This is a genomic window from Candidatus Pelagibacter communis (genome assembly GCF_001180185.1).
Classification (GTDB): Bacteria; Pseudomonadota; Alphaproteobacteria; order Pelagibacterales; family Pelagibacteraceae; genus Pelagibacter; species Pelagibacter ubique_F.
In genome coordinates this window covers 1-24,941 of the sequence record NZ_CVSS01000037.1, presented here as the reverse complement: position 1 = coordinate 24,941, position 24,941 = coordinate 1, and the positions used below count along the sequence as shown (strand labels likewise).

The window sequence follows — 24,941 nt, the reverse complement described above, 5'->3', positions numbered from 1 at the left end:
CAATAAAATTCATAGAAATTAAAAATACATGTTGATATGGTTTATTTAATAAATCATGAATTATAGAATAGATAACCTACAATATTGCAAATGGAGTCGAAAAATATTTGAAATAAACAGAGAAGCGAATCTAGATGCTGTTCATGTCACTATAGTCTATCATGAAGATTATGATGAATTATTAATTGAAATTAAAAAATGGGAAAAATTATTTAATGAAAATTCAGATTTAATTTTTTTGGGAAAAAATTTTAAAGATATTGAAAAAGCACAAAAAGAAAATAAAACAGCTATTTTTTTTGGGTTTCAAAATTGTTCTCCTATAGAAGACAATATTCATCTAGTTGAAAAAGTTCATAATTTAGGTTGTAGGTTTATGCAATTGACATACAACAATCAATCATTACTTGCGACTGGATGTTATGAAAAAATTGATAGTGGAGTAACTAATTTTGGAAAGGAAGCAATAAGAGAAATGAATAGAGTTGGTATTGTTGTAGACATGTCTCACTCAGCTGAAAAAAGTACATTCGATGCAATAGAACTTAGTGAAAAACCTATAGCAATTACCCATGCAAACCCAAATTTTTGGCATGCAGCCAAAAGAAATAAATCAACTGACTTATTAAAAATTCTAGGAGAAAGTAAGGGAATGCTAGGTCTCTCTTTATATCCACATCATTTAAAGGAAAATAGCAAGTGTACACTAGAAAGCTTTTGTGAAATGGCTGCAAGAACAGCTGAAATTATGAGTGTAGAAAATATAGGAATTGGCTCTGATTTATGTTTAGATCAACCTGATGCGGTTGTTGATTGGATGAGAAATGGCACCTGGTCTAAAATAAAAAATTATGGAGAAGGAACAAAAAAAAAGCCAGGATTTCCAAAACAACCTGGTTGGTTTCAAGACGCCAGAGGTTTTAAAAACTTAGAAACAGGATTAAAAAAAGTTGGTTTTTCGGCAAATGAGACTAATGGTATACTTGGTAATAATTGGTTTAATTTTTATAAAAATATTTAAATGGAAGTAAAATTAAGAAATCCAAAAGATATTATGAAATTATCTAGATTAGGATCATTTCATCAATCTAAATTGTCCTTTCTAAGAAGTTTTTTAGATGAGTTTAAAGATTGGAAATATAATAGAGATTTATTTGATTTGAATGAAAATGGCCATGGAACTGCAGTTTACTCTTTTCAAAAAAAAGATAGAGTTTATTCATTAGTATGTTTTGCTAATGAAATAAATGATGAAGAAAGATCTGACAGAGTTATTGCAACTAAATGGGATGCAGCATTTACTTTACACGATGGAGTTCCTACTAAAGAAGATTTAAGTAGGTTAAGAAACGAAGTTCCAAGACAAGAAGTCGGCAGACTGTCATACAAGGAATTAACTCTTTCTAGAGCAAATAAATCGATAAGACTATTCAATCATGTAGTTGATAGTTTAAGCAAGGGCAATCAACCAGATTTAAAGCTATTAAGTAAAGTTGGATATCTTTATAGAACGACTGCTGTTTATGGGTCAGGAAAATTTGGACTTGCAGATCGATTCCGAATAAAAAACCGAAAGGAAATAAATGGTCCATTTAGACTTGAGATGATGCTAGTTTATCTTGTAAGACAATTCACTTTTGATCAAGTTAATCATGTAGCGAAATCTAAGTCTCCAAAAACAGCAGTGAAATTAGATAATAAAATTTGTAAAAGTTTGGGTATTGGTAATTCGACTGGGCTTGGCATGGCACCATTTATTGTAAATCATCCAACATTATTAAATAATTGGATAATGAGTAGAGAAATTGCTTTAAAAAAGATTAGGGAATTAAAAAAAGTGGACTTAAATGAAATCAAGATATTTAAGATTAGTTTAAGAAATTCCCTTAAAAATATTACAAGCTGGAATACAGATAATGAATATCAGCAAAAAAAGTTAAATTTTCTTTTAAAGGATATAAAAAAATTTATTGAGTTTATTGAAACTGAATTTGATTTTGGAATTGATTATCCATTTAATGAGATCTATTCATGGCTAGATAACAGGATGTGTTATGAATGCATAGAATACGTAGTTTCTATAATGTTGGAGCCTTTTGATGAAATAGTGAAACCATTGATTAAAAAAATGAGCTCTGATGAGGATAAATATTTTACAATACCAGCTCATAGAACTGTTAGAGATTTAAAAAAAATAATTGAGCAAAAATACTCTGAAATCTTAAAAATTGATTTTCATAAAAAAGAAAATTATAAAAACTTTTGGTTCATTTCAAAAAATAAAGAAGAACCAAGATATGCTGATAGATTTGAGGAAAACGGATCTGAGTTAGAGCAGCCGTTAGCGATTGCCAGAGATATCAAAAATTTATATGATAAAGTTACTGTCACTAGTGAAAACCTCACAATTGATAAATTTTTATTTCAAAATAGTGATTTAAGACATGTGGTTAGAAGAGCCTTTATAGTTGAAAAATTTCCATATTCCGAAATTCAAGATAATACGATTGGAGAAAAAGTAATTCCAATTGATATGCTTAGATTAAAATTGTCTTTTTTCGGAGCATTAAAATTTGATCCTAGATCAGATAAATGGCTGAGAATATGCATGTTCCAAGGAGCTCCTTTACCAAATGAATTAAAAAATATTGATCAACAGTGGGTCTATAACAGCTAAATAAATTTATGAAATCACTTAGTGAAATAGAAACAACCTCAAAACGCGCAAGTAGGGCTGCAGGATTTTCCTGGGGAATTGCAGAGGAGATTGGAAAAAATATTCGTTTGCTTGAATTATTTGGACTAGAAGGAATAAAAAGCTTAAATAAATATTATATTTCAAGAAATCAAGAAAAGTTTGAAAGTATAAGTTTAATCACTGAAAATAATAATTCAAAAAAATACCCTTATTGCCCAATACTGCTTGGAATAAGTATTTTAGATCAAATTAAAAATCTTGAAAAATTTAAAATGATTAAATTTGATAAAATTTCTTTTCCATTACTGATTTTACCTTTTTTAAGTAGAAGTTCTGAAATAATAGGTAAAAGAATTCGTGTCAAATTTGATCAAGCTGAATATCAATTAAATTTTAATATTAATATTTTATCAAATAAACCAAATCAAATTTTTCTAAAATTTGCAAACAATGTTGAAATTTTTTTTTTAGAAAATACAGATAATTTTTCTGAAGTAGAATGGAAAAGTTTATACAAGCTTTCCGAGGAAACATTTGTTGAAGAGTCAGATAGTTTAAAAAATAGTGCTGCTGGTGCCGGTTTGACGGACAATGATTGATAAAGATAAAGAAAAAATTGAAAATCTAGACAACATCCAGGAGTTAAATGGTGTTTGTGATGAATGTAAAGTAATTGATGACAGTGTGTCTCAAAATTTGATATTAACTGGGTTCAAGATTTGCAATTCTTGTAGAATTTCAAAGACAATTTATCCAGTTTAGATATTATTTACTGGAAGAATATTCATTCTACTCATTACAAATGAGATAGACAAAAATGCAATTATCAAAAAAGATAAAAATACAATTCCAAAGGATTTTAGATTAGATTTCAAATTTAGAATTTGTTTAGTTGATATAATTAAAGCTGCAAAAATCCAAAACTGTGTAAGAAAAATTATTGGTACCATTAACTCAGGGGTAACAGCAAAAAAACGGATTAATCCTGGTGCGTGAGCGTAACCCACAGCAGTCAAAACTTTTTTAAATGGAACTTTTGTTTGTTTTTCTGGAAAAAGTTTAACTCCTATTACATATATAAAAATACCCCATACTAACCATGTAATTATTGCTGTAAGACCTGACATTGCTATAGCAGTCTTAATAACAGTATTCGCGGCTATAGCTCCGGCTATACCATCCAAAATCATAATTATTCCAGCAAAATAAATAGCAGCTTCACCAAAATTTTTATTATCACTATATAATGATCTATCTAATTTAATTGATTTAAAAACTATATTCAAAAATTCAGCAAACATTATTTTTTTTTATTTTTTTGTTCTTTGTATGACACTAATAGTGGAAATAGTATTAAAGCAATTGCAATTATAATGCAAATCGCAATTAGAAACAAATTAGCCATATATAATTTAGGGGAGAAATATAATTCTCCCCTTTAAATTAATCTAACCTTTTACAACTTCTCTTGTATTTGCGTTGAAAGATTCTTTGAATGGAATATCCACAATTACAGCATTTGCAGGGGTTCCTGGAGTGTCTGAGTATTTTTCTGGAAGATGTACTTTAAACTTAGTTCCAATTTTATTTTTTGGAAATCCGTTAGGGTTTAAAGTTCCATCATACGGAACGTATCCCATGGCAATATTTGTTTTCTTTTCTGGATGCCACCAAGGCGAAGTAATAAATCCAACAGGATCTCCACCACCTTCAGGTGATATTAGCCAAAAGTCAGGCGCATAATCGTCAATAGGCTTACCACCAAGTTCCATTCCAACTAATTGTAACTTATATGGTTTTTTACCAGCTTTAAGATCAGCACCCATTTTTTCTAAAGCAGTTTTACCAACGTAATCAGCTTTTTTATTCCATTCACCTTTTCCTGATAAAGAAACTTGATAACCTAAGTTACATTGAAAGGGATTATGTTGTTGGTCCATATCTTGTCCCCATGAAAGAATACCCGCTTGAATTCTTCTATGATGTGCAGGAGCAATAACCATTAAGTTGTGTTTTTTACCTGCATCAAGAACTGCATTCCACATATCATCAGCATACAAAGTTGCATCCCTTAGATATATTTCGTATCCCGCTTCTCCTGAAAAACCAGATTGTGAAATTACACAACTTCTACCAGCAACTTTTACTTCTGCTAATCCATAGAAAGGCATGTTTTCCAAATCAACTTGATCCCCTAACAAATCTTTCATCAAAGCTTTTGATTTAGGACCTTGAATTTGTACAGGGCATGCATCTATTTCATCAATAGTACAATTAAATCTGCCATCAGCATTCACTCCTTGAAGGTACATCCCAATATCTGAATCTGATAAAGAAAACCAAAACTCATCTTTTGAAATCCTTAATAAAATTGGATCATTTAATACTCCTCCATAAGCATTACATAAAATTACATATCTTGCTCTCATAGGAGAAATTTTGGTTGCATCTCTTGTTATAACGTAATCAACAAACTTTTCTGCATCTGGACCCTTAACTTGTATTTGTCTTTCAACAGCAACGTTCCACATTGTAACATGATTAACAATAGCATCGTACTCAACCATTGCTCCACCATCTTCTGGTTTTACGTAACCTCTTGGATGGTATATACGATTATAAACAGTTGCTCTCCAGCAACCCGCCTGCATTGATAAATGCCAATAGGGTGATTTTCTCACTCTTGTTGAGATTAACATTTCAACCTTTGTTGGCCCACTTTGTCTCAAATTATATGGTACTTTTCGATCAGATTGATCCACTGAAGTAACATGTTTTAATTTAGTATAGTCAAACTCTTTAGACATAACTATTCTCCTTCAACCACTTGTTTGTTTCCTTCAAGCCGCCGAATGTATAAATGTGGAAGAAATCAGTATGTGATTTAACTTTCCCAATTAAATCATTAGGGTCTCTAGGTTTCAATAAATCTAACGCCTTAGTAAAATTAGATTTAAGAAAGTTAAGAGAATTTTTTGCCCCAACTATATTAGCAAATTTTATTAAGCTAGATATTTTTAAGGGCCCAGTAATTCCCACATGAACTGGTACGCTTTGTTTAGATATAAAATCTATGATTGGCTGAGGATCTAGTAACCATTGGGTTACTATATAATCAGCATAAGGCTTTTTATCTTTCATAGCTTTTTCTAAATTTGAATCGGATATATCAGGACTCCCCTCAGGGTGTCCAGCGATTCCTATTATCATCTTCTCAAAATAACCAGTCTCCAAAAGTTGAAAAGAGCTGTCAAACTTTCCCATTGGTTCTCTACCACCACCAATTACTAAAACTTGCTTAACCCCTCCATCTTTACATCTAGAAACATAATCTTTTAGCTGCTTTTCATCTTGCATTGATCTTGCTGGAAAATGAGGAACAGGGTTAAAGCCTTTTTTTACAAGCTCAACTGCCTGTTGAGCTGTCTCCTTATAGTCTCCCCCAGGCAACATTGTGATATAAACGTCATTTACTGGAGGAACAGTTGATAGATCAGTTTGAGGACCAATTTCCAAAGAAAATTTCATTTCCTGATCATTATCTTTTTTGAAAAAGCTGTCAAAGAAATTTATTTATTGGTGTGGCGAAATTTGTTGCCAAAAATTACCCTCATGATAATTTTTTTTGTGGATCAAAATCTTAAAAATTTACCCTTAGCAAAAATACTAGATATTGATAAACTTAACAATGTTAATAAATCAATTGAAGTAGCTAACGGCCTACCTAACGAGTGTTATACAAATAAGGATTATTTAGCCCAAGAGAGAGAAAAGGTCTTTTTCAATAAATGGACTGTAATTGGGGTAGCAAGCTCCATCCCCAATCCTGGAGATGCTAAACCACACAATCTACTCGGGATTCCATTAATCATCGTAAGAGATAAAGAGATGAAGATTCGAGTGTTTCACAATGTTTGTAGCCACAGAGGTTTTAAGCTTTTAGATAAACCGCGTACCTTAAAAAATGTAATTAGATGCCCTTATCATTCTTGGTCATATGATTTTGATGGAAAACTAATCGCAACACCACATATAGGCGGTTTGAATAATCATTTATTAGCAAATTTTGATAATACAAAAAGCAACTTAAAAGAGGTTAAAACTAGAATTTGGATGGATATAATTTTTATAAATATAAATTCGAATGAAATTGATTTTGATGAATATATCAAACCTTTAGAGAGCAGATGGCAAAAGTTCATTAATAAAGAGGATTACAAATCTTTAGTTCATTCAAATGATTATGGTTATTTTAGTTTAGAAGTTAATTGTAATTGGAAATTTGCAATAGAAAACTATTGTGAGAGTTACCATTTACCAACAATTCATCCAGAATTAAATAAGGTTTCAAGTATTAATGATCATTATCACATTCAAGGATTACCTAACAGATTTGCTGGACAAGGAAGTAAAAAATATGAACAACCAGTGAAAGGAAACAAAAAGTTTAATACTTTTTCCAATTGGGATAAAAACATGTTAAAAAGTTCAGAATATATAGCTTTATTTCCAAATGTAATGATTGGTTTGCATATAGATCACTTTTATGTTTTTTGGTTAGAACCTTTAACAATGAACAAAACTAAAGAACATATGCAAATGTATTATATAGGTAATGAAAGTGCAAATGGAGAAGATTTAAAAGAATTAAGAAAAGAAAATTCAAGATTTTGGAAAGATGTTATGTTAGAAGACATAAATGCAATTGAAGGCATGCAGGAAGGAAGAAGTTCACCAGTTTACAATGGTGGAAATTTTTCACCAATTATGGATCAACCGACCCATCAATTTCATAAGTGGGTAGCAAATAGTTTAATGGAGTAATACTTAGATGGCACTTAAAGATGTTGGTAATAAAGTTCCTATATACAAACTTAAAACTACTGATGAGGTTATGAAATATTATGATGAGTGGGGTAAAAAAAATAAATACAATAAAGATATGGTTGAGTGGAATTATACAGGTCCACAAGAAACTGTAGATGTTTTAACAAGACATACTGAAAATAAAGAAATACTCATATTCGATGCAGGATGTGGTACTGGTTTAGTAGGTTTGGAATTAAAAAAATTTGGTTTTAAATATTTTCATGGAGCTGATCTATCACAAAAATTACTCGATACTGTTCCAAAACAACTTTATCAAAAACTGATAAAAGTAGACTTAAACAATCCTATTGATGTTAAAGATAATTTTTATGATGCAACAATGTGTGTTGGAACTTTTACTTTTGGACATGTAAAACCACAAGCTCTAGATGAATTTGTTCGAGTTACAAAAAAAAATGGGTTGATTTGTTTTACAATTAATGAAGGTATTTATAAAGATTATGGCTTTGATAAAAAAATTGAAAATTTAAAACAAGACAATAAATGGGATGAATTAGAGTTTTTTAAATCAGATTATATTGCCAGCAAAGATGTAAATGCTTGGCTTGGATTGTATCGAGTAAAATAATGAAGATTATATTGATAATGGGATTACCTGGATCTGGCAAAACTACTTTAGCAAACGAATTGGCTCCAATGTTAAAAGCAAAAAGATTAAATGCAGATGAAGTTAGAAAAGAAGCAAATGATTGGGATTTTTCAGAAGAGGGGAGAAAAAGACAAGCCAAAAGAATGGCTGACTTTGCTTTGAAGATGAAAGAAGACGGAAGCTTTGTTGTTGCAGACTTTATATGCCCAACACCTGAAGCAAGAAGTTTGTTCCCAGCTGATTATACAATTTGGGTGGATACAATTAAAGAAGGAAGATTTGATGATACTAATAAGATGTTTGTAAAACCCAACAAGTATGACTTTCATGTTACTACCCAAGATGCTAAAAATTGGGCATCAAAAATTTATAAGGACATTAAAAGATGACTTACAAATGGGATAACAAAAAACCAACTGCACAAATGCTTGGAAGGTGGCAGCCATTTCATGATGGACATTACACTTTATTTAAAGAAGTTTTTAAAAAGACTGGTCAAGTTTGTATACAAATAAGAGATGTACAAGGAGTAGATGACAATCCTTTTGATTTTGAAACAGTAAAAAAAAATATTGAGGATAGATTAAATCCAGAATTTGAGGGTAAGTTCAAAATAATGCTAGTGCCTAATATTACTAATATTTGTTATGGAAGAGGTGTTGGATATAAGATTGAGGAGATTATTTTACCTGAAGAAATACAAAAAATTTCAGCTACAAAAATTCGAGCTAAAATGAGACAAGAAGGAAAGCTAAAATAGATTTCTTAATGAACATAAAAGTTAAATATTTATCTGGTGGAATATCCTTAGTTACAATGAATGAACCCAGAACATATAATTCATTATCAACTAAAAATTTGATTGATTTAATTAAAGTTTTTCAAAAACTTGATAAAGATAAAAAAACAAAAGTAATCATTTTAGAGGGAGCTGGCAAAGGTTTTAGTGCTGGACATAATCTTAGAGAAGTTAAAAGTCTTAAAGGAAAAAATAAATATCAAAAGTTATTTAATCTTTGCTCAAAGCTCATGACTCAAATAGTTGAGGGAAGAAAACCAGTAATTGCAAAAGTCCATGGAGCTGCGTATGCAGCTGGTTGTCAATTAGTTGCTAGTTGTGATTTAGCTTACAGCTCTAGTGAAGCCTTATTTGCAACACCAGGGGTTAATATAGGATTATTCTGCAGCACCCCAATGGTAGCGGTTAGTAGAAAAATAAATAGAAAACCGATGATGAAAATGCTGTTAACTGGTGAACCAATTAAAGCAAATTATGCAAAACAAATTGGATTGATTAATGATCATTTTTCAAAATCAAAACTTAATATTGAAGTTCTTAAGGTAGCTAGAAAAATTTCCTCAAAATCTAATCTTACAATTAAGATTGGCAAACAAGCTTTTTATAAACAATTAGAAATGCCTCTTAAAAAAGCTTATGTTTATACAAGCAAGATGATGACCTTGAATATGATGGCGATGGATGCAAAAGAGGGAATTTCTGCTTTTTTAGAAAATAGAAAACCAAAATGGAAAAATAAGTGAAAATAAAAAATATAATAACCATTATATTGGTAATTTTTGGACTTTATTTCATATTAACATTTAGGGATCATAATTTTAAAAGAGCAATAGATGCTTGTATTGCAGGAAGTAAAAAATTAGAAAAACCAATGACTACTCTAGAGGCTAAAAAATTTTGTGAAGACAAAATTATGAATGAAAAGTAAATAAATGATAAATACAAAAGAGATTTTAGAAAAATATAAAAATATTGCTCTAGTTGGTGCAAGCAAAGATTTAACAAAAACATCTACAGTTGTCATGAAATATTTACAAGACTATGGATTCAAGGTTTTTCCTGTTAATCCCTCTATGAAGGGAGAAAAAATATTAGATGAAAAGGTTTTTGGAAGTATTTCAGAAATTGATAGTCCAGTTGAAATTATTGACGTGTTTAGACCATCAAATGAGGTGATTAATATTGCTAAAGAAGCTGTCAAAATTCATGCAAAAGTTTTATGGTTGCAATTAGATATCAAAAATAATGAAGCAAAAAAAATTGTTGAGGCAAGTGACATTATATACATTGAAAATAAATGTACAAAAATAGAATTTGAAAAATTTTTAACCTAATGAAAAAAATTTTTCTTATATATGGTCATTATGATGATAAATCATTTAACGCTGCTATTAGAGATACTTTTATTGAGACTGCTAAAAACAAAGGCCACACTGTAGATATTGTTGATCTTTATAAGGAAAAATTTGACCCAGTTTTTGCAGGTGAGGAACCAGATTTAACAGTTTTAGATCATCGAAAAAGAATTGATTCTTGTGATACAATTGTTTTAATTGCACCAATCTGGAATTTTAGAATGCCAGCTATTGTTGAGGGTTGGATAGATAAAGTTTTAGCTCCACCGTGGGCATTTAAATTTAAACAATTGTGGGGAAACTATGGATATCCAATTGGAAATCTTAGAGATAAAAAAGCAATCATATTTTGTACTTATGGTTCACCAAGACTAGCAATAACAACTTTTTTTTTAAATTTACCAATCAGACGATTAAAAAGAGGAGTTTTCCATATGTGCGGCATTTATAATATCAATTATAGGAGATATTTTGCTGTACCATTTGTAACTGATGAAAAAAGAAAACATTTTCTTAAAGATGTTCAAAGAACAGCTAATAACGTTTAGTATTATTTTAATTTATTTTCTATCTACTACTACATTAAAAGCTGATCTAATAAATCCTAATAGTTTAATAAAACCAAAAGAGGTTGTTAAGATTCAATTAACAGGATTAATGAATAACGATGATAATTTTAAAGATAGTGGAATAGAACAAACCTGGAATTTCGCCCATCCTGAAAATAAAAAAAATACCGGTCCATTACCAAATTTTAAGATAATGATAAAGGGTAGGTCTTATCAAATGCTGTTAAATCATATAAGCCATACAATTACTGAAATTGAGATTGGTGACAAATGGGCTCAATTTGAGGTTATTATTTTAGATAATAAAAAAATTTACCACAAATTTAATTGGCAGGTTGAAAAATATACTATGGAGGGCCCCTTAAAAAACTGTTGGTTAACCACGATGGTTTCGAGTCCGATTTCATTAGGAAGTTCAATTTGATTATCTCAATACAATTTTGTTTCGAAATGAATAAAAATTTAGTAGAAATCATTCTATGAAAACTAAAACAAAAGTAGTTGTTGTTGGTGGGGGAGTAGTTGGTGTTAGTGCTCTTTATCACCTTGCAAAAAAAGGATGGTCAGATGTTGTTTTAGTTGAGAGAAAAGAATTAACTTCAGGTTCGACATGGCACGCTGCTGGATTACTGCCTCTTTTTAATATGAGTTATTCTGTTGGACAACTACATAAATATGCAGTCGATTTATATAAAAAATTAGAGGAAGAAACAGGAAAAAATGTTGGGTTCAGCGTTGTATCAAATATCCGTTTAGCAAGTACAAAAGATAGAATGGATGAATATCACCAATATGCTGGAGTAGCTAAAACGATTGGAGTAGATGTGAAATTTTTATCTCCAAAAGAAGTTAAAGAAATTTGGCCTTTATGTCATACAGATGATTTAGTTGGAGCAATCCAACATCCAGAAGATGGATATATTCAACCAGCAGATCTGACACAAGCACTTGCAACAGGTGCAAGAAATAGAGGAGCTGAAATTTATAGAAACACAACTGTTTTAGCTATGAAACAAACTAAAGACGGTTGGATTGTTGAGACAGATAAAGGATCGATCGAATGTGAACATATAATTTCTTGCTCAGGAAACTTTGCTAGACAAACTGGGGAAATGGTAGGATTAGATATTCCAGTCATACCTGTTGAACATCAATACATCGTAACAGAACCTCATCCAGAAATTCAAAAGAGAAAAAAAGAAGGTTTACCTGAAATGGGAGTGCTAAGAGATAGTGATAGCAGATGGTATATGAGAGAAGAGGCAGGTGGACTAATCTTAGGTCCTTATGAAGATGGAGCACCCGCATGTTATGTTGAAGGACCATCAAAAAATTCAGAGTATGAATTATTTCAAGAAGATTTAGATAGACTTGCTCCGCATATTGAAGGAGCAATACATCGTGTACCTGCTTTTGGTGAAGTGGGAGTAAAGAAAGTTTATAATGGAGCAATTTGTTATACACCAGATGGAAATCCTATAGTTGGTCCAGCTTGGGGATTAAAAAATTTTTGGATTAATGAAGGTCATAGTTTTGGGATAACAGCAGCAGGAGGAGCAGGTTGGCAATTAGCTGAGTGGATTGTAGACGGAGAACCAACAATAGATATGCTCGGTGTTGAACCAAGAAGATATGGAAATTACGCAACCAAATCTTATTTAAAAGCAAAAAATGAAGAAGCTTATAGTCATGTTTTTATTGTTCATTATCCAGATGAAGAAAGACCAGCAGCTAGACCTTTGAGAACTTCTCCTTGTTATGAAAGGATGAAAGATCTCGGAGCTGTATTTGGGCAAAAATTTGGATGGGAACGACCAAACTTCTTTGCAACAGATGGCATGGAACAAAAAGATGACTGGTCTTTTAGAAGATCAAAATGGTTCGATGCAATAAAGAAAGAATGTGAAAATGTAAAAAAAAATGTTGGGCTTTTGGATATGACAGCATTTGCTAAATGTAGAATTAAAGGTCCAAAAGCTGAGGAGTTTTTAGATTATTTAGTTGCAAACAAACTTCCTAAAAAAATTGGTAGAATAAACTTATGTCATGCTCTTAATACTAAAGGTGGAGTACATTCAGAATTTACTATAATGAAAGAGGCAGAAAATAGCTATTATCTCGTTTCTGCGGGAGCTAACTTAAGATTAGATCATGATTGGATTCAAAAATGGATGCCTACAGATGGTTCAGTAATATTTGAGGATTTAACAAATAGTACTGGTGTATTGGTAGTAGCTGGTCCAAAAGCTAGAGAATTAATGAAAAAAGTTTCAACTGATGATTTTTCAAATGAAAACTTTAAATGGTTAACTGCAAAAAATGTAAATGTTGGGTTTGCTCCTGTAAATGCTATGAGAGTGAACTTTGTTGGAGAACTTGGCTGGGAGTTACATCATCCAATTGAATATCAGAATCATATTTTTGATAAATTAATGGAAGCTGGAAAAGATTTAGGAATTAAACCTTTTGGAATAAGAGCTATGAATAGTTTGAGAGTTGAAAAATCTTATAAACTTGTTGGAACTGAATTATCAATTGAATATTCGCCATATGAATCAGGTTTGGATAGATTTATTCATCCAAATAAAGGAAACTTTATTGGACTAGATGCTTTAAACAAGTGGAGAGAAAAAGGTTTTGATAATAAATTAGTAACACTAGAAGTTCACAACACTACAGACTCAGATGTACTAGGTAATAATCCTATTTATAAAGATGATAAAGTTGTTGGTAGAGCAACAGGAGGCGAGTATGGTTTTAGATTAGATAAATCTATCGCTTTAGCCATGGTAAAACCAGATTTAGCAAACGTAGGAGAAAAACTAAAAGTTGATATTCTTGGAAAGATGTACGAAGCTACAATACTTGAAGAGAGTCCTTATGATGCTGAAAATAACTTATTGAGAGCTTAATGAAAATTTTAGTCGCAGTAAAAAGAGTAATTGATTACAACGTTCAAGTTAGAGTTAAAGAAGATAATACAGGTGTGGTAACTGATAATGTAAAGATGTCTACTAACCCACCAGATGATAATGCGATTGAGGAAGCCGTAAAAATTAAAGAAGCTGGTAAAGCAACAGAAGTAATAGCTGTAAGTATTGGTGAAGAAAAAGCTCAAGAAACAGTTCGTAAAGCTTTAGCAGTTGGTGCTGATAGAGGTATTCTTGTCAAAGCTGATGGTATAGTAGAGCCCTTGGCTGTCTCAAAGTTATTACAAAAAATTGTTGAAAAAGAAAAACCAGATTTAGTTTTTATGGGCAAACAAGCGATTGATGATGATTGTAATCAAACAGGTCAAATGTTAAGCGCTTTATTAAATTGGCCTCAAGCAACTTTTGCATCAAAGATTGAAATAAAAGACAAAAAATTAGAAGTTACTAGAGAGATTGATGAAGGCCTTGAGACAATAGAAATAAACATTCCTGCAATTGTAACATGTGACTTAAGATTAAATGAGCCAAGATATGCCTCATTGCCAAATATCATGAAAGCTAAGAAAAAACCAATTGAACAATTAAATGCGTCAGATTTGGGAGTAGATACCTCTCCTAGAATCGAGCAAATTAAAGTTGAGGAACCTCCTAAAAGAAAAGCAGGCATTAAAGTTTCTAGTGTAGCTGAATTGGTTCAAAAATTAAAAAATGAAGCAAAGGTAATTTAAATGTCAGTTTTATTAATTGCAGAACACAATAATAAAGAAATAAAACCTTTTACACTTAATGCTGTTACTGCAGCATCACAAATAGATACAGATGTTCATGCTATTGTTATTGGTCAAAATTGCGATGGTGCTGCAAAAGCATTATCAGAATTACCTTTAGTTAAAAAAGTTATTCATGTAGAGGCGGCTTATTATGAAAATTTTGTTGCTGAGAATTTTGCTCCTGTGATTGTTAAATTGGCAGATAACTATTCCCATATTGTTTGTTCAGCAAATACATTTGGAAAAAATTTAATGCCAAGAATTGCAGCTGCTTTGGATACATCTCAGATAAGTGATATAATTAAAGTAATTTCCTCTGATACATTTTTAAGACCAATTTATGCTGGAAATGCTTTTGCAACTGTTAAAAGCAATGATACAAAAAAATGCGTTACAATAAGACCTACTTCATTTGATCCTTGCGAAAGCTCAGGCGGATCAGCTCCAATTGAGAAAGCTGAGCCAGGAGAAGAGTTTGGAAACACAAAATTTGTTAAAAGAGAGGAAATTAAATCAGATAGACCAGAACTTGGAACCGCAAGGGTTGTAATTTCAGGTGGAAGGGGAATGCAAAGTGGAGATAACTTTAAACTAATTACAACGATTGCAGATAAATTGAATGCAGCTATTGGAGCATCTAGAGCAGCAGTTGATGCTGGATATATAAGTAATGATCACCAAGTGGGTCAAACAGGAAAAGTTGTAGTGCCAGATTTATATATTGCAGTTGGTATATCAGGTGCTATTCAACATCTAGCTGGAATGAAGGAAAGTAAAATAATTGTTGCAATCAATAAAGATGGGGAGGCACCGATATTTAGCGTAGCAGATTACGGTCTTGAGGCTGATCTATTTGAAGCACTTCCACAATTTCTAGAGGAATTGAACAAATTAAACACTATACAAAAATAATATAATCTGTAAAAAATTAAACTATGTCTAGAGAGACAATGGAATATGATGTTGTGATAATAGGTGGAGGTCCATCTGGTTTATCCACTGCTATAAAACTTAAACAGTTAAATCCTGAATTAAATGTTTGTGTATTAGAAAAAGCTTCTGAAATCGGTGCACATATTTTGAGTGGAAATGTTTTTGAAACTAGAGCCCTAGATGAATTATTACCTGATTGGAAAAATTTAAATTCGCCAATTAAAACTAAAGTTTCAAAAGAAAAATTTTTATTTTTAGGAAAAAATAAATCCTTAAGTTGGCCAACATGGCTACTTCCCTCTGTTCAGCAAAATCATAAAAATTATATTATCAGTTTAGCTAATTTATGCAGATGGCTTGCTGAACAAGCTGAAGCCTTAGGAGTTGAAATTTTTCCAGGATTTCCAGCTAGTGAAATATTGTATGATGATAAAGGTGCAGTTAAAGGTGTTGTGACTCAAGATATGGGTATTGATAAGGAAGGCAATAAAAAAGATAGTTTTGAACCTGGAATAGAACTCTTAGGAAAAGTAACGGTATTTGCTGAGGGTTGCAGAGGTCATTTAGGAAAACAATTAATTAAAAAATTTGAGTTAGACAAAGGTAAAGATCCTCAACAATATGGAATAGGTTTTAAAGAAATATGGGAAATTAATGAAGAAAATCATGAAGAAGGTTTGGTTATGCATTCCGCAGGTTGGCCTTTAGATAATGATACTTACGGCGGAAGCTTTATTTATCACGCTGAAAATAAGCAAGTTTTTTTGGGATATGTTATTGGATTAGATTATAAAAATCCTCATTTATCTCCATTTGATGAATTTCAAAGATTTAAAACTCATCCTTCTATAAGAAAAATTATTGAGGGAGGGAAAAGAATTTCATATGGAGCCAGAGCATTAATTGAAGGAGGCTTTCAAAGCCTGCCTAAAATGTATATGCCAGGAGCTTTGTTAATAGGATGTGATGCAGGAACATTAAATATGCCAAAGATTAAAGGATCACATACAGCAATGAAAAGTGGGATAATTGCAGCTGAAACTATTGTTGAACATTTAAAATCTAAAGTAGATTTATCTTTATATGAAGAAAATTTTAAAAAAAGTTGGTTATATGAAGAGCTTTACAAAGCAAGAAATGTTAAACCAAGTTTTAGTTGGGGATTGATTTTAGGAATTATATTTACAGGAATAGATCAAATATTGTTTAGAGGAAGATTACCCTTAACATTAAAGCACAAACATGCTGATCATGAAACATTAAAACCTGCAAATGAAATGCCAAAAATTGAATACCCAAAACCAGATAACAAAATCACTTTTGATAAAACAAGCTCTGTTTATTTAACTGGCACAAATCATGTAGATAATCAACCAGTACATTTGCAATTAAAAGATCCAAATTTACCAGTCAGTTACACATTAGGAAAATTTGATGAACCTGCTCAAAGATATTGTCCTGCAGGGGTTTATGAAATACAAAAAGAGAATGATATTAATAAATTTGTGATTAACTCTCAAAATTGTATTCATTGTAAAACTTGTGATATCAAAGAACCTTCTCAAAATATTGTTTGGGTAACTCCAGAGGGTGGTGGCGGACCTAAGTATGGGAATATGTAATAAGTTATTTAAAAATTAATTAAAATAAGAATTACTCCAACTACACCAATCCAAATAATCAAATTTTTTAGAAAAATTTTTTTATTTTTATTTGCATATAAAAAACCAGGTAAGACTAAAGCTAAAACTAATAAAAGATATATAACAGATAATATAACATCACTCATATTAAAAATTTTTTAAGAAAGATCTATCGCAAATTTTTTTAAAGTTTCGATTGGTAAAATGTTTAAAGTATTTTGATGAGTTCTTTTCAGAAAAATTGGACATCCTTTTCCAGCTTCAACTGCTCTAGCATACCATGTTGCACAAACACACCAACCATCACCATCTTTAAGACCTGGGAAACCAAATTCAGGATGTGGGGTAATCAAGTCATTACCAGCCTCTTTACACCATTCTAAAAATTCTGTTGTTACTTTAGCACATACTGTGTGAAGTCCGTGATCATTTTCATCAGTGTTACAACAACCGTCTCTATACCATCCTGTTAACGGATCTAATGAGCATTCTTCTAGTTCTTCTCCTAGAACATTTTTTTGTTTTTTACTCATTTATATTTTTGTTGGGTTAGGTTGACCTTTATAAACTTTTTCTGGATCAAATTTTTTTTCTTTTTCTAAGAATTTCATTTCAATTTTACTCCCATTATCTATTGGGCCCAATGGTACTGATCTGTAAAAACAAGATCTATAACCAACATGACAACTTGCTCCATCACCTATATCTACAGTCAAACAAATAGAATCTTGATCATCATCTATTTTAATTTCAATTACTTTTTGTATAAAACCACTTGTTTTACCTTTGTGCCAAATAGCATTTCTTGATCTGCTAAAATAATGAGCTTCTTTTGTTTCAATAGTTTTTTTTAATGCTTCAACATTCATATACCCGTGCATTAATACGTCTTTTGTTTTTGAACACATAGTAACAACAGGTATCAACCCATCATTATCAAATTTTGGTGAAAGAAGATTTCCCTCTTCAATTTCGACTACATTTTCTCTTTTTTTGAACATATACGGTGATTATGTAGCACATATCTGGATATATTAAATATTTTAAAATTGCACAATTATATGTATAAAACTCACAATGAAATTAGTTAAAGATACAGAGAATAAGCAAGATTTAAAAAAAGTTTCTGATAAAGAAGCTGAAGAGGCTTTCAAAACAATTCTAACTTGGATGGGTGAAGATCCAAATAGGGAAGGATTATTGGAAACTCCAAAAAGAGTCGTTAAAGCATTCAAGGAATATTTTAAAGGATACAAGGAAAATCCTAATCAAGTTTTAGATAAAACTTTTGGTGATGTTGAAGGGTACGACGACATGGTTGTTCAAAAAAATATTTCTATCCAAAGTCACTGTGAACATCATATGGCTCCAATTATTGGTAAAGCTCATGTGGCTTATATACCTAAAAAAAGAGTCGTTGGATTAAGTAAATTAGCAAGAGTTGTTGAAGTTTTCTCAAAAAGATTACAAACACAGGAAAGATTAACTATGCAAATTGCGAATACACTAATGGAGTCTTTAGATGCAAAAGGTGTTGCTGTCACAATAGACTCTACACATCAGTGTATGACTATGAGGGGTATTAAAAAAGAGCAAGCCACTACAGTAACAAATTATTATTTAGGTCAATTTAAAGAAGATCTTTCATATCAAAATAGATATTTAAGATTTATCAGCATTGCAAAAGAATAAAAAGTGTCTGATCAATTTAAAGCATTAGTTTTAAATCAACAAGGAGAAGACTTTACAAGAGAAGTTAAATCAATAGATAAAAGTTTTTTAAAGCACGGTGACGTAACTGTTAAAGTTGATTATTCAGATCTAAATTTCAAAGATGGAATGATTTTAAAAAATGGTGGACGGTTAGTAAAAGAATTTCCACATATACCAGGAATAGATTTTTCAGGGACAGTAATAGAAAGTGAAAATTCAAAATTTAAAGAAGGTGATAATGTTATTCTAACAGGTTTTAGAGTAGGTGAAATTTTTTATGGTGGATATTCGCAAATTGCAAAAGTAAATGGAGATTTTTTAGTAAAGAGACCAAAAAATTTAACAAGTAAGCAAGCAATGGTTTTAGGAACTGCTGGCTTTACTTCTTTGATGAGTGGATTTGCAATTAAAGCTAGAGAAGAAATATTATTAGGTGAAAAAGTAAAAGATGTTTTGGTAACTGGTGCAACAGGAGGTGTTGGTAGTATTGCTGTAATCATACTAAATAAAATGGGTTACAATGTAACTGCAGTTACTGGAAAAGATTCTAAAATTGATTATTTAAAATCATTAGGCGCAAAAAATGTTGTCAATCGTAGTGAATTTGACAAAGATCCAAGATTAATTGACAAAGGTTTATGGGATGGAGTTGTAGATACTGTAGGAGGAAAAATATTAGCCAATGCAATAGTGCAAACTAATCCCAATGGAATTATTGCTGTATGTGGAAATGCTAATACTAATGAATTAAATACAAATGTAATACCTTTTATGCTTAGAGGAATTAAACTTTGGGGCATGGACTCTGCTAACTGCAGTATTAAAAGAAGAGAATTTATTTGGGGTGAAGCAGCTAATTTAGTTGATTTTAGTTTATTCGAAAAATCAATTCAAATAGTAAGTTTAGAGGAGTTAATTGAAACTTATCCTAAAATACTAAAAGGAGAAATTTCAGGAAGAGTTTTAGTTGATTTAAATAAATAATGGATTGGGATAAATTAAAAATATTTCATGCAGTTGCTGAAGCAGGTAGTTTTACAAACGCTACAATTAATTTAAATCTTAGTCAATCTGCGATCAGCAGACAAATACAGTCCCTTGAACAAGATTTAAAAGTTCAATTATTTGAAAGACATGCTCGAGGATTAACTCTTACTGAAAATGGAGAATATGTATTTAAAACTGCTCATGAAGTTATAAGCAAATTAAAAGAAGTTGAAACATCTCTAGGAGATCAAAAAAATAAACCAACTGGTAAACTAACAATTACAACTGTGAGAAGTTTTGGTACGCATTGGTTAACCCCTAGAATTGAAGAATTTATGAGATTAAATCCTGAAGTTGAAATAGAGTTAATTTTTGAGGATAAAGAGCTAGACTTAAGCACTAGACAAGCTGACATAGGTATTTTTATGAGAAGACCCAAGCAATTAAATTACATCCAAAAAAAATTAGTAGATCTTAAATATTATATATATGGTTCTAGTAAATATTTAGAAAAATACGGTATGCCAAAGACTATTACTGACTTAAATAAACATAAATTTATATCATTTGGAAAAGGAGCTCCGTCACCAGTTTATAATCCTGATTGGGCTCTAAAATTAGGTATGCACGACGGAAAAAAGAGAAAGCCAATTATGAAAGTAAATAGCGTAATGGGGTTATTATTAGCTGTAGAGGCAGGAGTAGGTTTAGCAGCATTACCAGAGTATCTAGTCAGTAATTCAAGCAATATTATTAAGGTCTTACCAAAATCTGAGGGACCAATTACAGAGGCACATTTTGTTTACCCTCAGTCATTAAAAAACACAGCTAGAGTTCAAGCATTTAGGAACTTTTTATTCAGCAAAATAGGCGACTGGAAATCATAGTATAAAGAAAAAGGCAATCAATACAGAGAAAGTGCGACATTCTTGCGATTGATAATCATTCGCATTGAGAATAGTTATCATTCTCAAATAATCATGCGGAAGATATGGAAAAAAAATGAAAAAAATATCAATTTTGACATTGATTACATCTTTGTTTGTATCAACTTTTGTTTTTGCAAATGAAGTGAATGTTTTTAATGCAAGACACTATAAAGCAGACTCTGAACTTTATTCTAAGTTTACAAATATGACTGGGATTAAGGTCAATTTGATAAATGGAAAATCAGGTGCTTTAGAAAAAAGAATAATCGAAGAGGGTACAGATTCTTCCGCAGATCTTTATATTACTGCTGACGCAGGAAGATGCGGTGCTATGGATGCTAAAGGTCATCTACAAGGTGGTTTAACATCTAAAGCTATCAAAGCAGCTGTTCCAAAAAACTTTAGAACAAATAAATGGGTAGGTATAGCTAAAAGAGCTAGAATAATTTATTATTCACCTGAAAGAGTTACCGGTGCCGAATTATCTGGAATGACTTATGAAGGTTTAGCTGATCCTAAATGGAAAGGAAGATTAGTAATAAGAAAATCTAGCAACATTTATAACAAGTCTCTTGTAGCATCACTAATTGCTAATAATGGTAAGAACGCTGCAGCAGCTTGGGCAGAGGGAGTTGTTGCTAATATGGCAAGAACACCAAAAGGTAATGATAGAGCACAAATAATGGCGGTAGCAGCTGGTGAAGCTGATATTGCTGTAGCTAACACATATTACTTAGCTTTAATGTTATCTGGTAAAAAAGGTGCAGAACAACAAGAGGCTGCTAAAAAGGTTAAAGCTTTCTTTCCTAACCAGAATGATAGAGGAACTCACATGAATGTTAGTTGCGCAGCTTTAGTTAAGGGAGCACCTAATAAAGCCAATGCAATTAAACTTGTTGAGTTTTTATTAACTCCACAATCTCAAGAGCATTTTATAAACAATACATTTGAGTTTCCAATGATTGACGGTGTTTCTCCAAGTCCATTAGTTGTGAATAATTTGGGATTAGATTTCAAACAAGATATGAAAACTAAGTTAGCATCTTATGGAAAAAATCAATCTGCTGCATTAGAAGTAATGACAGCTGCTGGTTGGAAATAATGCAAGAAAAAAAGAAATTTATGTCTAATATTGATTTAAATAAATCTTCCAAAGCATGTTCACCATGTCATTTGGAGTGTAAAAAAATCGATAAAAGAATAAATGACAGAAAACTGTCAGAAATTAAAACTATGGAGGTTCCGCATATCCTAAAAGTATTTGATTTTTGATTTTCTTCTGCGTGTCCATGTTTTATAGGCAAGTTATTTACTTCTCAAAATATGGACACAAATACTTTTCATGTTTATAAGGCGGATTATAAATTATGAGAATAAATTTTTGGTACATTTCTTCCTTAATCATTTCTACCTTTGTCATCATTCCAATATTAACAGTATTTTCTAGTTTCTTTGAAGATACTTCAAATTACTATCAAATTTTAAAAGAAACATTTTTGCTAGAGTATATCTCTAATTCAATTATTTTATTAACAAGTGTTTTGATATTAACTTTTTTAATCGGTACTGGAGCTGCATATCTAGTATCTTTTTATAAATTTCCATTAAGTAATTTTTTTAAATGGGCATTGATACTTTCTTTTGCAGTTCCGCCCTATATTTATGCATATTCATTAACAGCTTTTTTTGAAAATTATGGAACAGCGTATTCAATTTTCAAAAACCTATTTGGAGAAGGAAATTACAACACTCATATTCCGAAATTTGATGGAATGATTGGAGCTATACTTTCCCTATCTTTCTCCTTATTTGCGTATGTGTATATTTTAGCTAGAGCTTCGTTTTTATATCAATCGCAAAACTTTATAGATTTGGGAAAAAATTTAGGTTTTACAAAATTTAAAACATTATACTCAATCATTTTACCTGCTGCCAGACCAGCAATAGTAGCCGGTCTGTCATTAGTAGCTATGGAAACTCTTGCTGAATTTGGAGCAGTTGATTTTTTTTCAATAAACACACTTACTACTGGAATATATAATTCATGGATTACTTTTGATGATTTAGCATTTGCAAATCAATTATCATTTTTTTTACTTTTGTTTATATTTTCATTATTTATTTTAGAAAATTTATCAAGAAATAGAGCGAAATATCATTTCAATACGAGAGTTGACTTTAAACAAAAACAAAAGTTACAACTTTCTGGTAGTAAATCTTTTTTAGCTTTTATCTTTTGTTTTTTTATTTTCTTTTTAAGTTTTTTATTTCCATTAAGCCAAATGCTTTATTGGACAATTAAATTTCCAGAAAACTTATTTGATTTACAGATAATTGATCTTTTAATTAACACTCTTTACCTAGTTTTTTTATCTAGTTTTTTTTTAATAATCTTTGCTTTAATTTCAAATTATGGAAACAGAGTTTCAAAAAATAAAATATTAAATATTTTGTCTACTTTATCTATTTCAGGATACGCAATACCAGGTGTAATTTTAGCTGTAGCATTTATAACATTCATAGCTTGGTTCGATGAAAGTGTTGTAAAAAATTTAGGATTTTTTTCTATAAAGAAAATATTTATTGGATCAATTTTAGGATTAGTTTTTGTATATTTTGTAAGATTTTATTCTTTAGCTTTTAATGGAATAAAATCTGGCTATGAAAAAATTAATTTGTCAGTTGATGAAAGTTCTTATTTACTTGGTTATTCGAAAAGAAAAACATTTATGAATATTCATATACCTTTTTTAAGAAACTCTTTATTGTTTGTTTGTATATTAATTTCTTTAGAAATTGTGAGGGAATTACCTATTACTTTAATCTTGAGACCTTTTAATTTTGAAACTTTTGCAACTTCTGCTTATATTTCAGCATCTGAAGATTTATTAGAAGCTGCTGCTGTTCCATCTTTATTTCTGATTTTGATTGCAACTTCTTTTATAATAGTTACATCTAAATATATTTTAAAAGATAATAATGGCTAAAAACTTTTTTGAAATTAAGAATGTTGACTTCAATATAAGTGGAAAAACAAAAGTAAAAAATGTTTCTTTTTCAATCGAAAATGAAGGTGATGTTGTTTGTCTTCTCGGACCTTCTGGTATTGGCAAAACAACTATATTACGAACAATAGCAGGATTAGAGAAAATTAACAAAGGTTTTATAAAATTGAATGGCAAAACCCTTTCCTCTGAAAAAATAAATGTAGAACCAGAAAATCGAAATGTTTCACTAGCTTTTCAGGATAACAGTTTATTCCCACATTATACCGTTGAAAAAAATATATTACTTGGTTCAGACAGAAATAAAGATAAGAGTGGAAAAAAAATAAGCTTAAAAGAAATAGTTGATTTATTAGATATCTTTCACATACTTAATAAATACCCGCATGAAATAAGTGCTGGCGAGGCTCAACGAGCATCACTTGCAAGATCTCTTATTACAAAACCAGATTTATTATTATTAGATGAGCCATTATCAAATGTTGATCAAAGTTTTAAAGAGGAAATTCAAGTGAGATTAAAAAAAATTTTAAGTAAATTAAAAATAACTACTATCATAGTTACGCATGATTCTTATGAGGCATTTTATTTAGGATCAAAATGCGGAATAATTTTAGATCAACAATTAAAGCAATTTGATGACCCTTATAAAGTATATCATTTTCCTAACTCAGTGGAGGTTGTAAATTTTTTAAATAGAGGAATTTTAATTCCTGCTAAAGTGACAGGTAAAAATACTTTAGAGAATTGGGATTTAGGTACAATTGAGGGAAATTTTATAAAAGAATACCCAAAGGGTTCAAATGTGCAATTATTACTCCAACCTGAGGATTTAGAACATGACGATAAAAGTAATTTAAAACTCGAAGTAGTTGATAGAAAGTTTAGAGGCACTAATTTTATATATACACTTAAAACGCCTAGTAATACTTTTATTCCAGTATTTGTACATTCTCACCATATTCATCAACATGAGGTTGATGAAAAATTTGGTATTAAAAGACCAATTCATATTGATCATATAGTTTGCTTCTAATAAAAAGCCTAGTAAATGAAAAGTAATATTAAAGTATTTTTAAAAGTTACTTTAGCAGGAATTAAAATTCCTCTATTTAAAAAATTTACAAC

General features: G+C 30.7%; 30 protein-coding genes. 24 read left to right on the top strand and 6 right to left on the bottom strand.

All coding sequences use genetic code 11. The features are described 5' to 3' along the window. Window positions 1-55 precede the first annotated feature (55 nt). The 4 genes from AMN95_RS02350 to AMN95_RS05650 are packed head-to-tail and all read left to right on the top strand — an operon-like array spanning window position 56 to window position 3,460. Window positions 56-1,021, top strand: a complete 966-nt coding sequence (locus AMN95_RS02350) for a membrane dipeptidase (RefSeq protein WP_075522386.1) — start codon at window positions 56-58, stop codon at window positions 1,019-1,021. Next, window positions 1,022-2,677: a hypothetical protein gene (locus AMN95_RS02345; RefSeq protein WP_075522385.1), complete on the top strand. Its 1,656-nt coding sequence runs from the start codon at window positions 1,022-1,024 to the stop codon at window positions 2,675-2,677. Window positions 2,678-2,685: 8 nt separating this feature from the next. Then, window positions 2,686-3,297, top strand: a complete 612-nt coding sequence (locus tag AMN95_RS02340) for a DUF3726 domain-containing protein (protein WP_075522384.1) — start codon at window positions 2,686-2,688, stop codon at window positions 3,295-3,297. Continuing rightward, complete coding sequence (locus AMN95_RS05650) at window positions 3,290-3,460, top strand: hypothetical protein (RefSeq protein ID WP_179850339.1); 171 nt, start codon at window positions 3,290-3,292, stop codon at window positions 3,458-3,460. The genes AMN95_RS02340 and AMN95_RS05650 overlap by 8 nt, the downstream gene beginning before the upstream one ends. Here the strand turns inward: AMN95_RS05650 and AMN95_RS02335 are convergent. From AMN95_RS02335 to AMN95_RS02325, 3 genes are all read right to left on the bottom strand, one after another. Then, the gene (locus tag AMN95_RS02335; protein WP_075522383.1) at window positions 3,457-3,999 is read right to left on the bottom strand and encodes a hypothetical protein; all 543 of its coding nucleotides are present in this window, start codon (window positions 3,997-3,999) and stop codon (window positions 3,457-3,459) included. The two genes, AMN95_RS05650 and AMN95_RS02335, sit on opposite strands and share 4 nt — an antisense overlap. Before the next feature lie 147 nt (window positions 4,000-4,146). Continuing rightward, window positions 4,147-5,505, bottom strand: coding sequence for an aminomethyltransferase family protein (locus AMN95_RS02330; RefSeq protein ID WP_075522382.1), 1,359 nt, complete (start codon window positions 5,503-5,505; stop codon window positions 4,147-4,149). Continuing rightward, window positions 5,498-6,226 (bottom strand): methylenetetrahydrofolate reductase, encoded by a 729-nt coding sequence (locus tag AMN95_RS02325; RefSeq protein ID WP_075522381.1) that lies wholly within the window; start codon window positions 6,224-6,226, stop codon window positions 5,498-5,500. The genes AMN95_RS02330 and AMN95_RS02325 overlap by 8 nt, the downstream gene beginning before the upstream one ends. Before the next feature lie 99 nt (window positions 6,227-6,325). On the opposite strand from AMN95_RS02325, the gene AMN95_RS02320 reads away from it, so the two are divergent. The 13 genes from AMN95_RS02320 to AMN95_RS02260 are packed head-to-tail and all read left to right on the top strand — an operon-like array spanning window position 6,326 to window position 17,158. Beyond that, window positions 6,326-7,522 (top strand): aromatic ring-hydroxylating oxygenase subunit alpha, encoded by a 1,197-nt coding sequence (locus AMN95_RS02320; protein WP_075522424.1) that lies wholly within the window; start codon window positions 6,326-6,328, stop codon window positions 7,520-7,522. A gap of 7 nt (window positions 7,523-7,529) precedes the next feature. Next, a complete protein-coding gene (locus AMN95_RS02315) occupies window positions 7,530-8,156 on the top strand; it encodes a class I SAM-dependent DNA methyltransferase (protein WP_075522380.1) in 627 nt (208 codons plus the stop codon). Continuing rightward, complete coding sequence (locus AMN95_RS02310) at window positions 8,156-8,566, top strand: adenylyl-sulfate kinase (protein ID WP_075522379.1); 411 nt, start codon at window positions 8,156-8,158, stop codon at window positions 8,564-8,566. The genes AMN95_RS02315 and AMN95_RS02310 overlap by 1 nt, the downstream gene beginning before the upstream one ends. After that, a complete protein-coding gene (locus AMN95_RS02305) occupies window positions 8,563-8,937 on the top strand; it encodes a nucleotidyl transferase family protein (RefSeq protein ID WP_075522378.1) in 375 nt (124 codons plus the stop codon). Before AMN95_RS02310 ends, AMN95_RS02305 begins: the two co-directional genes overlap by 4 nt. 8 nt (window positions 8,938-8,945) lie before the next feature. Beyond that, window positions 8,946-9,719: an enoyl-CoA hydratase gene (locus AMN95_RS02300; protein ID WP_075522377.1), complete on the top strand. Its 774-nt coding sequence runs from the start codon at window positions 8,946-8,948 to the stop codon at window positions 9,717-9,719. Beyond that, entirely contained in the window at window positions 9,716-9,904 is a 189-nt protein-coding gene (locus AMN95_RS02295; protein WP_256997924.1) for a hypothetical protein, read from the top strand. The genes AMN95_RS02300 and AMN95_RS02295 overlap by 4 nt, the downstream gene beginning before the upstream one ends. Before the next feature lie 4 nt (window positions 9,905-9,908). Next, window positions 9,909-10,310 carry a CoA-binding protein gene (locus tag AMN95_RS02290; RefSeq protein WP_075522376.1) on the top strand — a complete coding sequence of 134 codons (402 nt, stop codon included), beginning with the start codon at window positions 9,909-9,911 and terminating at the stop codon, window positions 10,308-10,310. Next, window positions 10,310-10,879: an NAD(P)H-dependent oxidoreductase gene (locus tag AMN95_RS02285; RefSeq protein WP_075522375.1), complete on the top strand. Its 570-nt coding sequence runs from the start codon at window positions 10,310-10,312 to the stop codon at window positions 10,877-10,879. The genes AMN95_RS02290 and AMN95_RS02285 overlap by 1 nt, the downstream gene beginning before the upstream one ends. Continuing rightward, on the top strand, window positions 10,824-11,324 hold the full coding sequence (locus tag AMN95_RS02280; RefSeq protein WP_075522374.1) for a hypothetical protein: 501 nt from the start codon (window positions 10,824-10,826) through the stop codon (window positions 11,322-11,324). Before AMN95_RS02285 ends, AMN95_RS02280 begins: the two co-directional genes overlap by 56 nt. 55 nt (window positions 11,325-11,379) lie before the next feature. Next, complete coding sequence (locus AMN95_RS02275; protein ID WP_075522373.1) at window positions 11,380-13,812, top strand: GcvT family protein; 2,433 nt, start codon at window positions 11,380-11,382, stop codon at window positions 13,810-13,812. Further along, window positions 13,812-14,561 (top strand): electron transfer flavoprotein subunit beta/FixA family protein, encoded by a 750-nt coding sequence (locus tag AMN95_RS02270; RefSeq protein WP_075522372.1) that lies wholly within the window; start codon window positions 13,812-13,814, stop codon window positions 14,559-14,561. Before AMN95_RS02275 ends, AMN95_RS02270 begins: the two co-directional genes overlap by 1 nt. Beyond that, complete coding sequence (locus AMN95_RS02265; protein ID WP_075522371.1) at window positions 14,562-15,515, top strand: electron transfer flavoprotein subunit alpha/FixB family protein; 954 nt, start codon at window positions 14,562-14,564, stop codon at window positions 15,513-15,515. Window positions 15,516-15,538: 23 nt separating this feature from the next. After that, window positions 15,539-17,158 carry an electron transfer flavoprotein-ubiquinone oxidoreductase gene (locus tag AMN95_RS02260; protein ID WP_075522370.1) on the top strand — a complete coding sequence of 540 codons (1,620 nt, stop codon included), beginning with the start codon at window positions 15,539-15,541 and terminating at the stop codon, window positions 17,156-17,158. An 8-nt stretch (window positions 17,159-17,166) separates the two neighbouring features. Here AMN95_RS02260 and AMN95_RS05645 read toward each other — a convergent pair whose 3' ends face one another. From AMN95_RS05645 to hisI, 3 genes are read right to left on the bottom strand one after another with little or no spacing between them, the layout of a single operon-like run. Further along, window positions 17,167-17,325, bottom strand: coding sequence for a hypothetical protein (locus AMN95_RS05645; protein WP_179850341.1), 159 nt, complete (start codon window positions 17,323-17,325; stop codon window positions 17,167-17,169). A gap of 12 nt (window positions 17,326-17,337) precedes the next feature. Then, window positions 17,338-17,712, bottom strand: coding sequence for a DUF2237 family protein (locus AMN95_RS02255; protein WP_075522369.1), 375 nt, complete (start codon window positions 17,710-17,712; stop codon window positions 17,338-17,340). Then, window positions 17,713-18,180, bottom strand: a complete 468-nt coding sequence (gene hisI / locus AMN95_RS02250; protein ID WP_075522368.1) for a phosphoribosyl-AMP cyclohydrolase — start codon at window positions 18,178-18,180, stop codon at window positions 17,713-17,715. It abuts the gene before it with no gap. Between the two features lie 76 nt (window positions 18,181-18,256). Between hisI and folE the strand changes: the two genes are divergently transcribed. The 7 genes from folE (at window position 18,257) to AMN95_RS02220 (ending at window position 24,849) form a co-directional block, all read left to right on the top strand. Then, window positions 18,257-18,871, top strand: a complete 615-nt coding sequence (gene folE / locus AMN95_RS02245; protein WP_075522367.1) for a GTP cyclohydrolase I FolE — start codon at window positions 18,257-18,259, stop codon at window positions 18,869-18,871. Between the two features lie 3 nt (window positions 18,872-18,874). After that, a complete protein-coding gene (locus AMN95_RS02240) occupies window positions 18,875-19,876 on the top strand; it encodes an MDR family oxidoreductase (protein ID WP_075522366.1) in 1,002 nt (333 codons plus the stop codon). Then, window positions 19,876-20,766: a LysR family transcriptional regulator gene (locus AMN95_RS02235; RefSeq protein WP_075522365.1), complete on the top strand. Its 891-nt coding sequence runs from the start codon at window positions 19,876-19,878 to the stop codon at window positions 20,764-20,766. Before AMN95_RS02240 ends, AMN95_RS02235 begins: the two co-directional genes overlap by 1 nt. Window positions 20,767-20,881: 115 nt before the next feature. Further along, window positions 20,882-21,910, top strand: coding sequence for an extracellular solute-binding protein (locus tag AMN95_RS02230; RefSeq protein WP_075522364.1), 1,029 nt, complete (start codon window positions 20,882-20,884; stop codon window positions 21,908-21,910). Window positions 21,911-21,930: 20 nt separating this feature from the next. Further along, entirely contained in the window at window positions 21,931-22,080 is a 150-nt protein-coding gene (locus AMN95_RS05640; protein WP_179850340.1) for a hypothetical protein, read from the top strand. Between the two features lie 95 nt (window positions 22,081-22,175). After that, window positions 22,176-23,795: an ABC transporter permease gene (locus tag AMN95_RS02225; protein WP_075522363.1), complete on the top strand. Its 1,620-nt coding sequence runs from the start codon at window positions 22,176-22,178 to the stop codon at window positions 23,793-23,795. Further along, entirely contained in the window at window positions 23,788-24,849 is a 1,062-nt protein-coding gene (locus AMN95_RS02220) for an ABC transporter ATP-binding protein (protein WP_075522362.1), read from the top strand. The genes AMN95_RS02225 and AMN95_RS02220 overlap by 8 nt, the downstream gene beginning before the upstream one ends. Window positions 24,850-24,941: the final 92 nt, after the last annotated feature.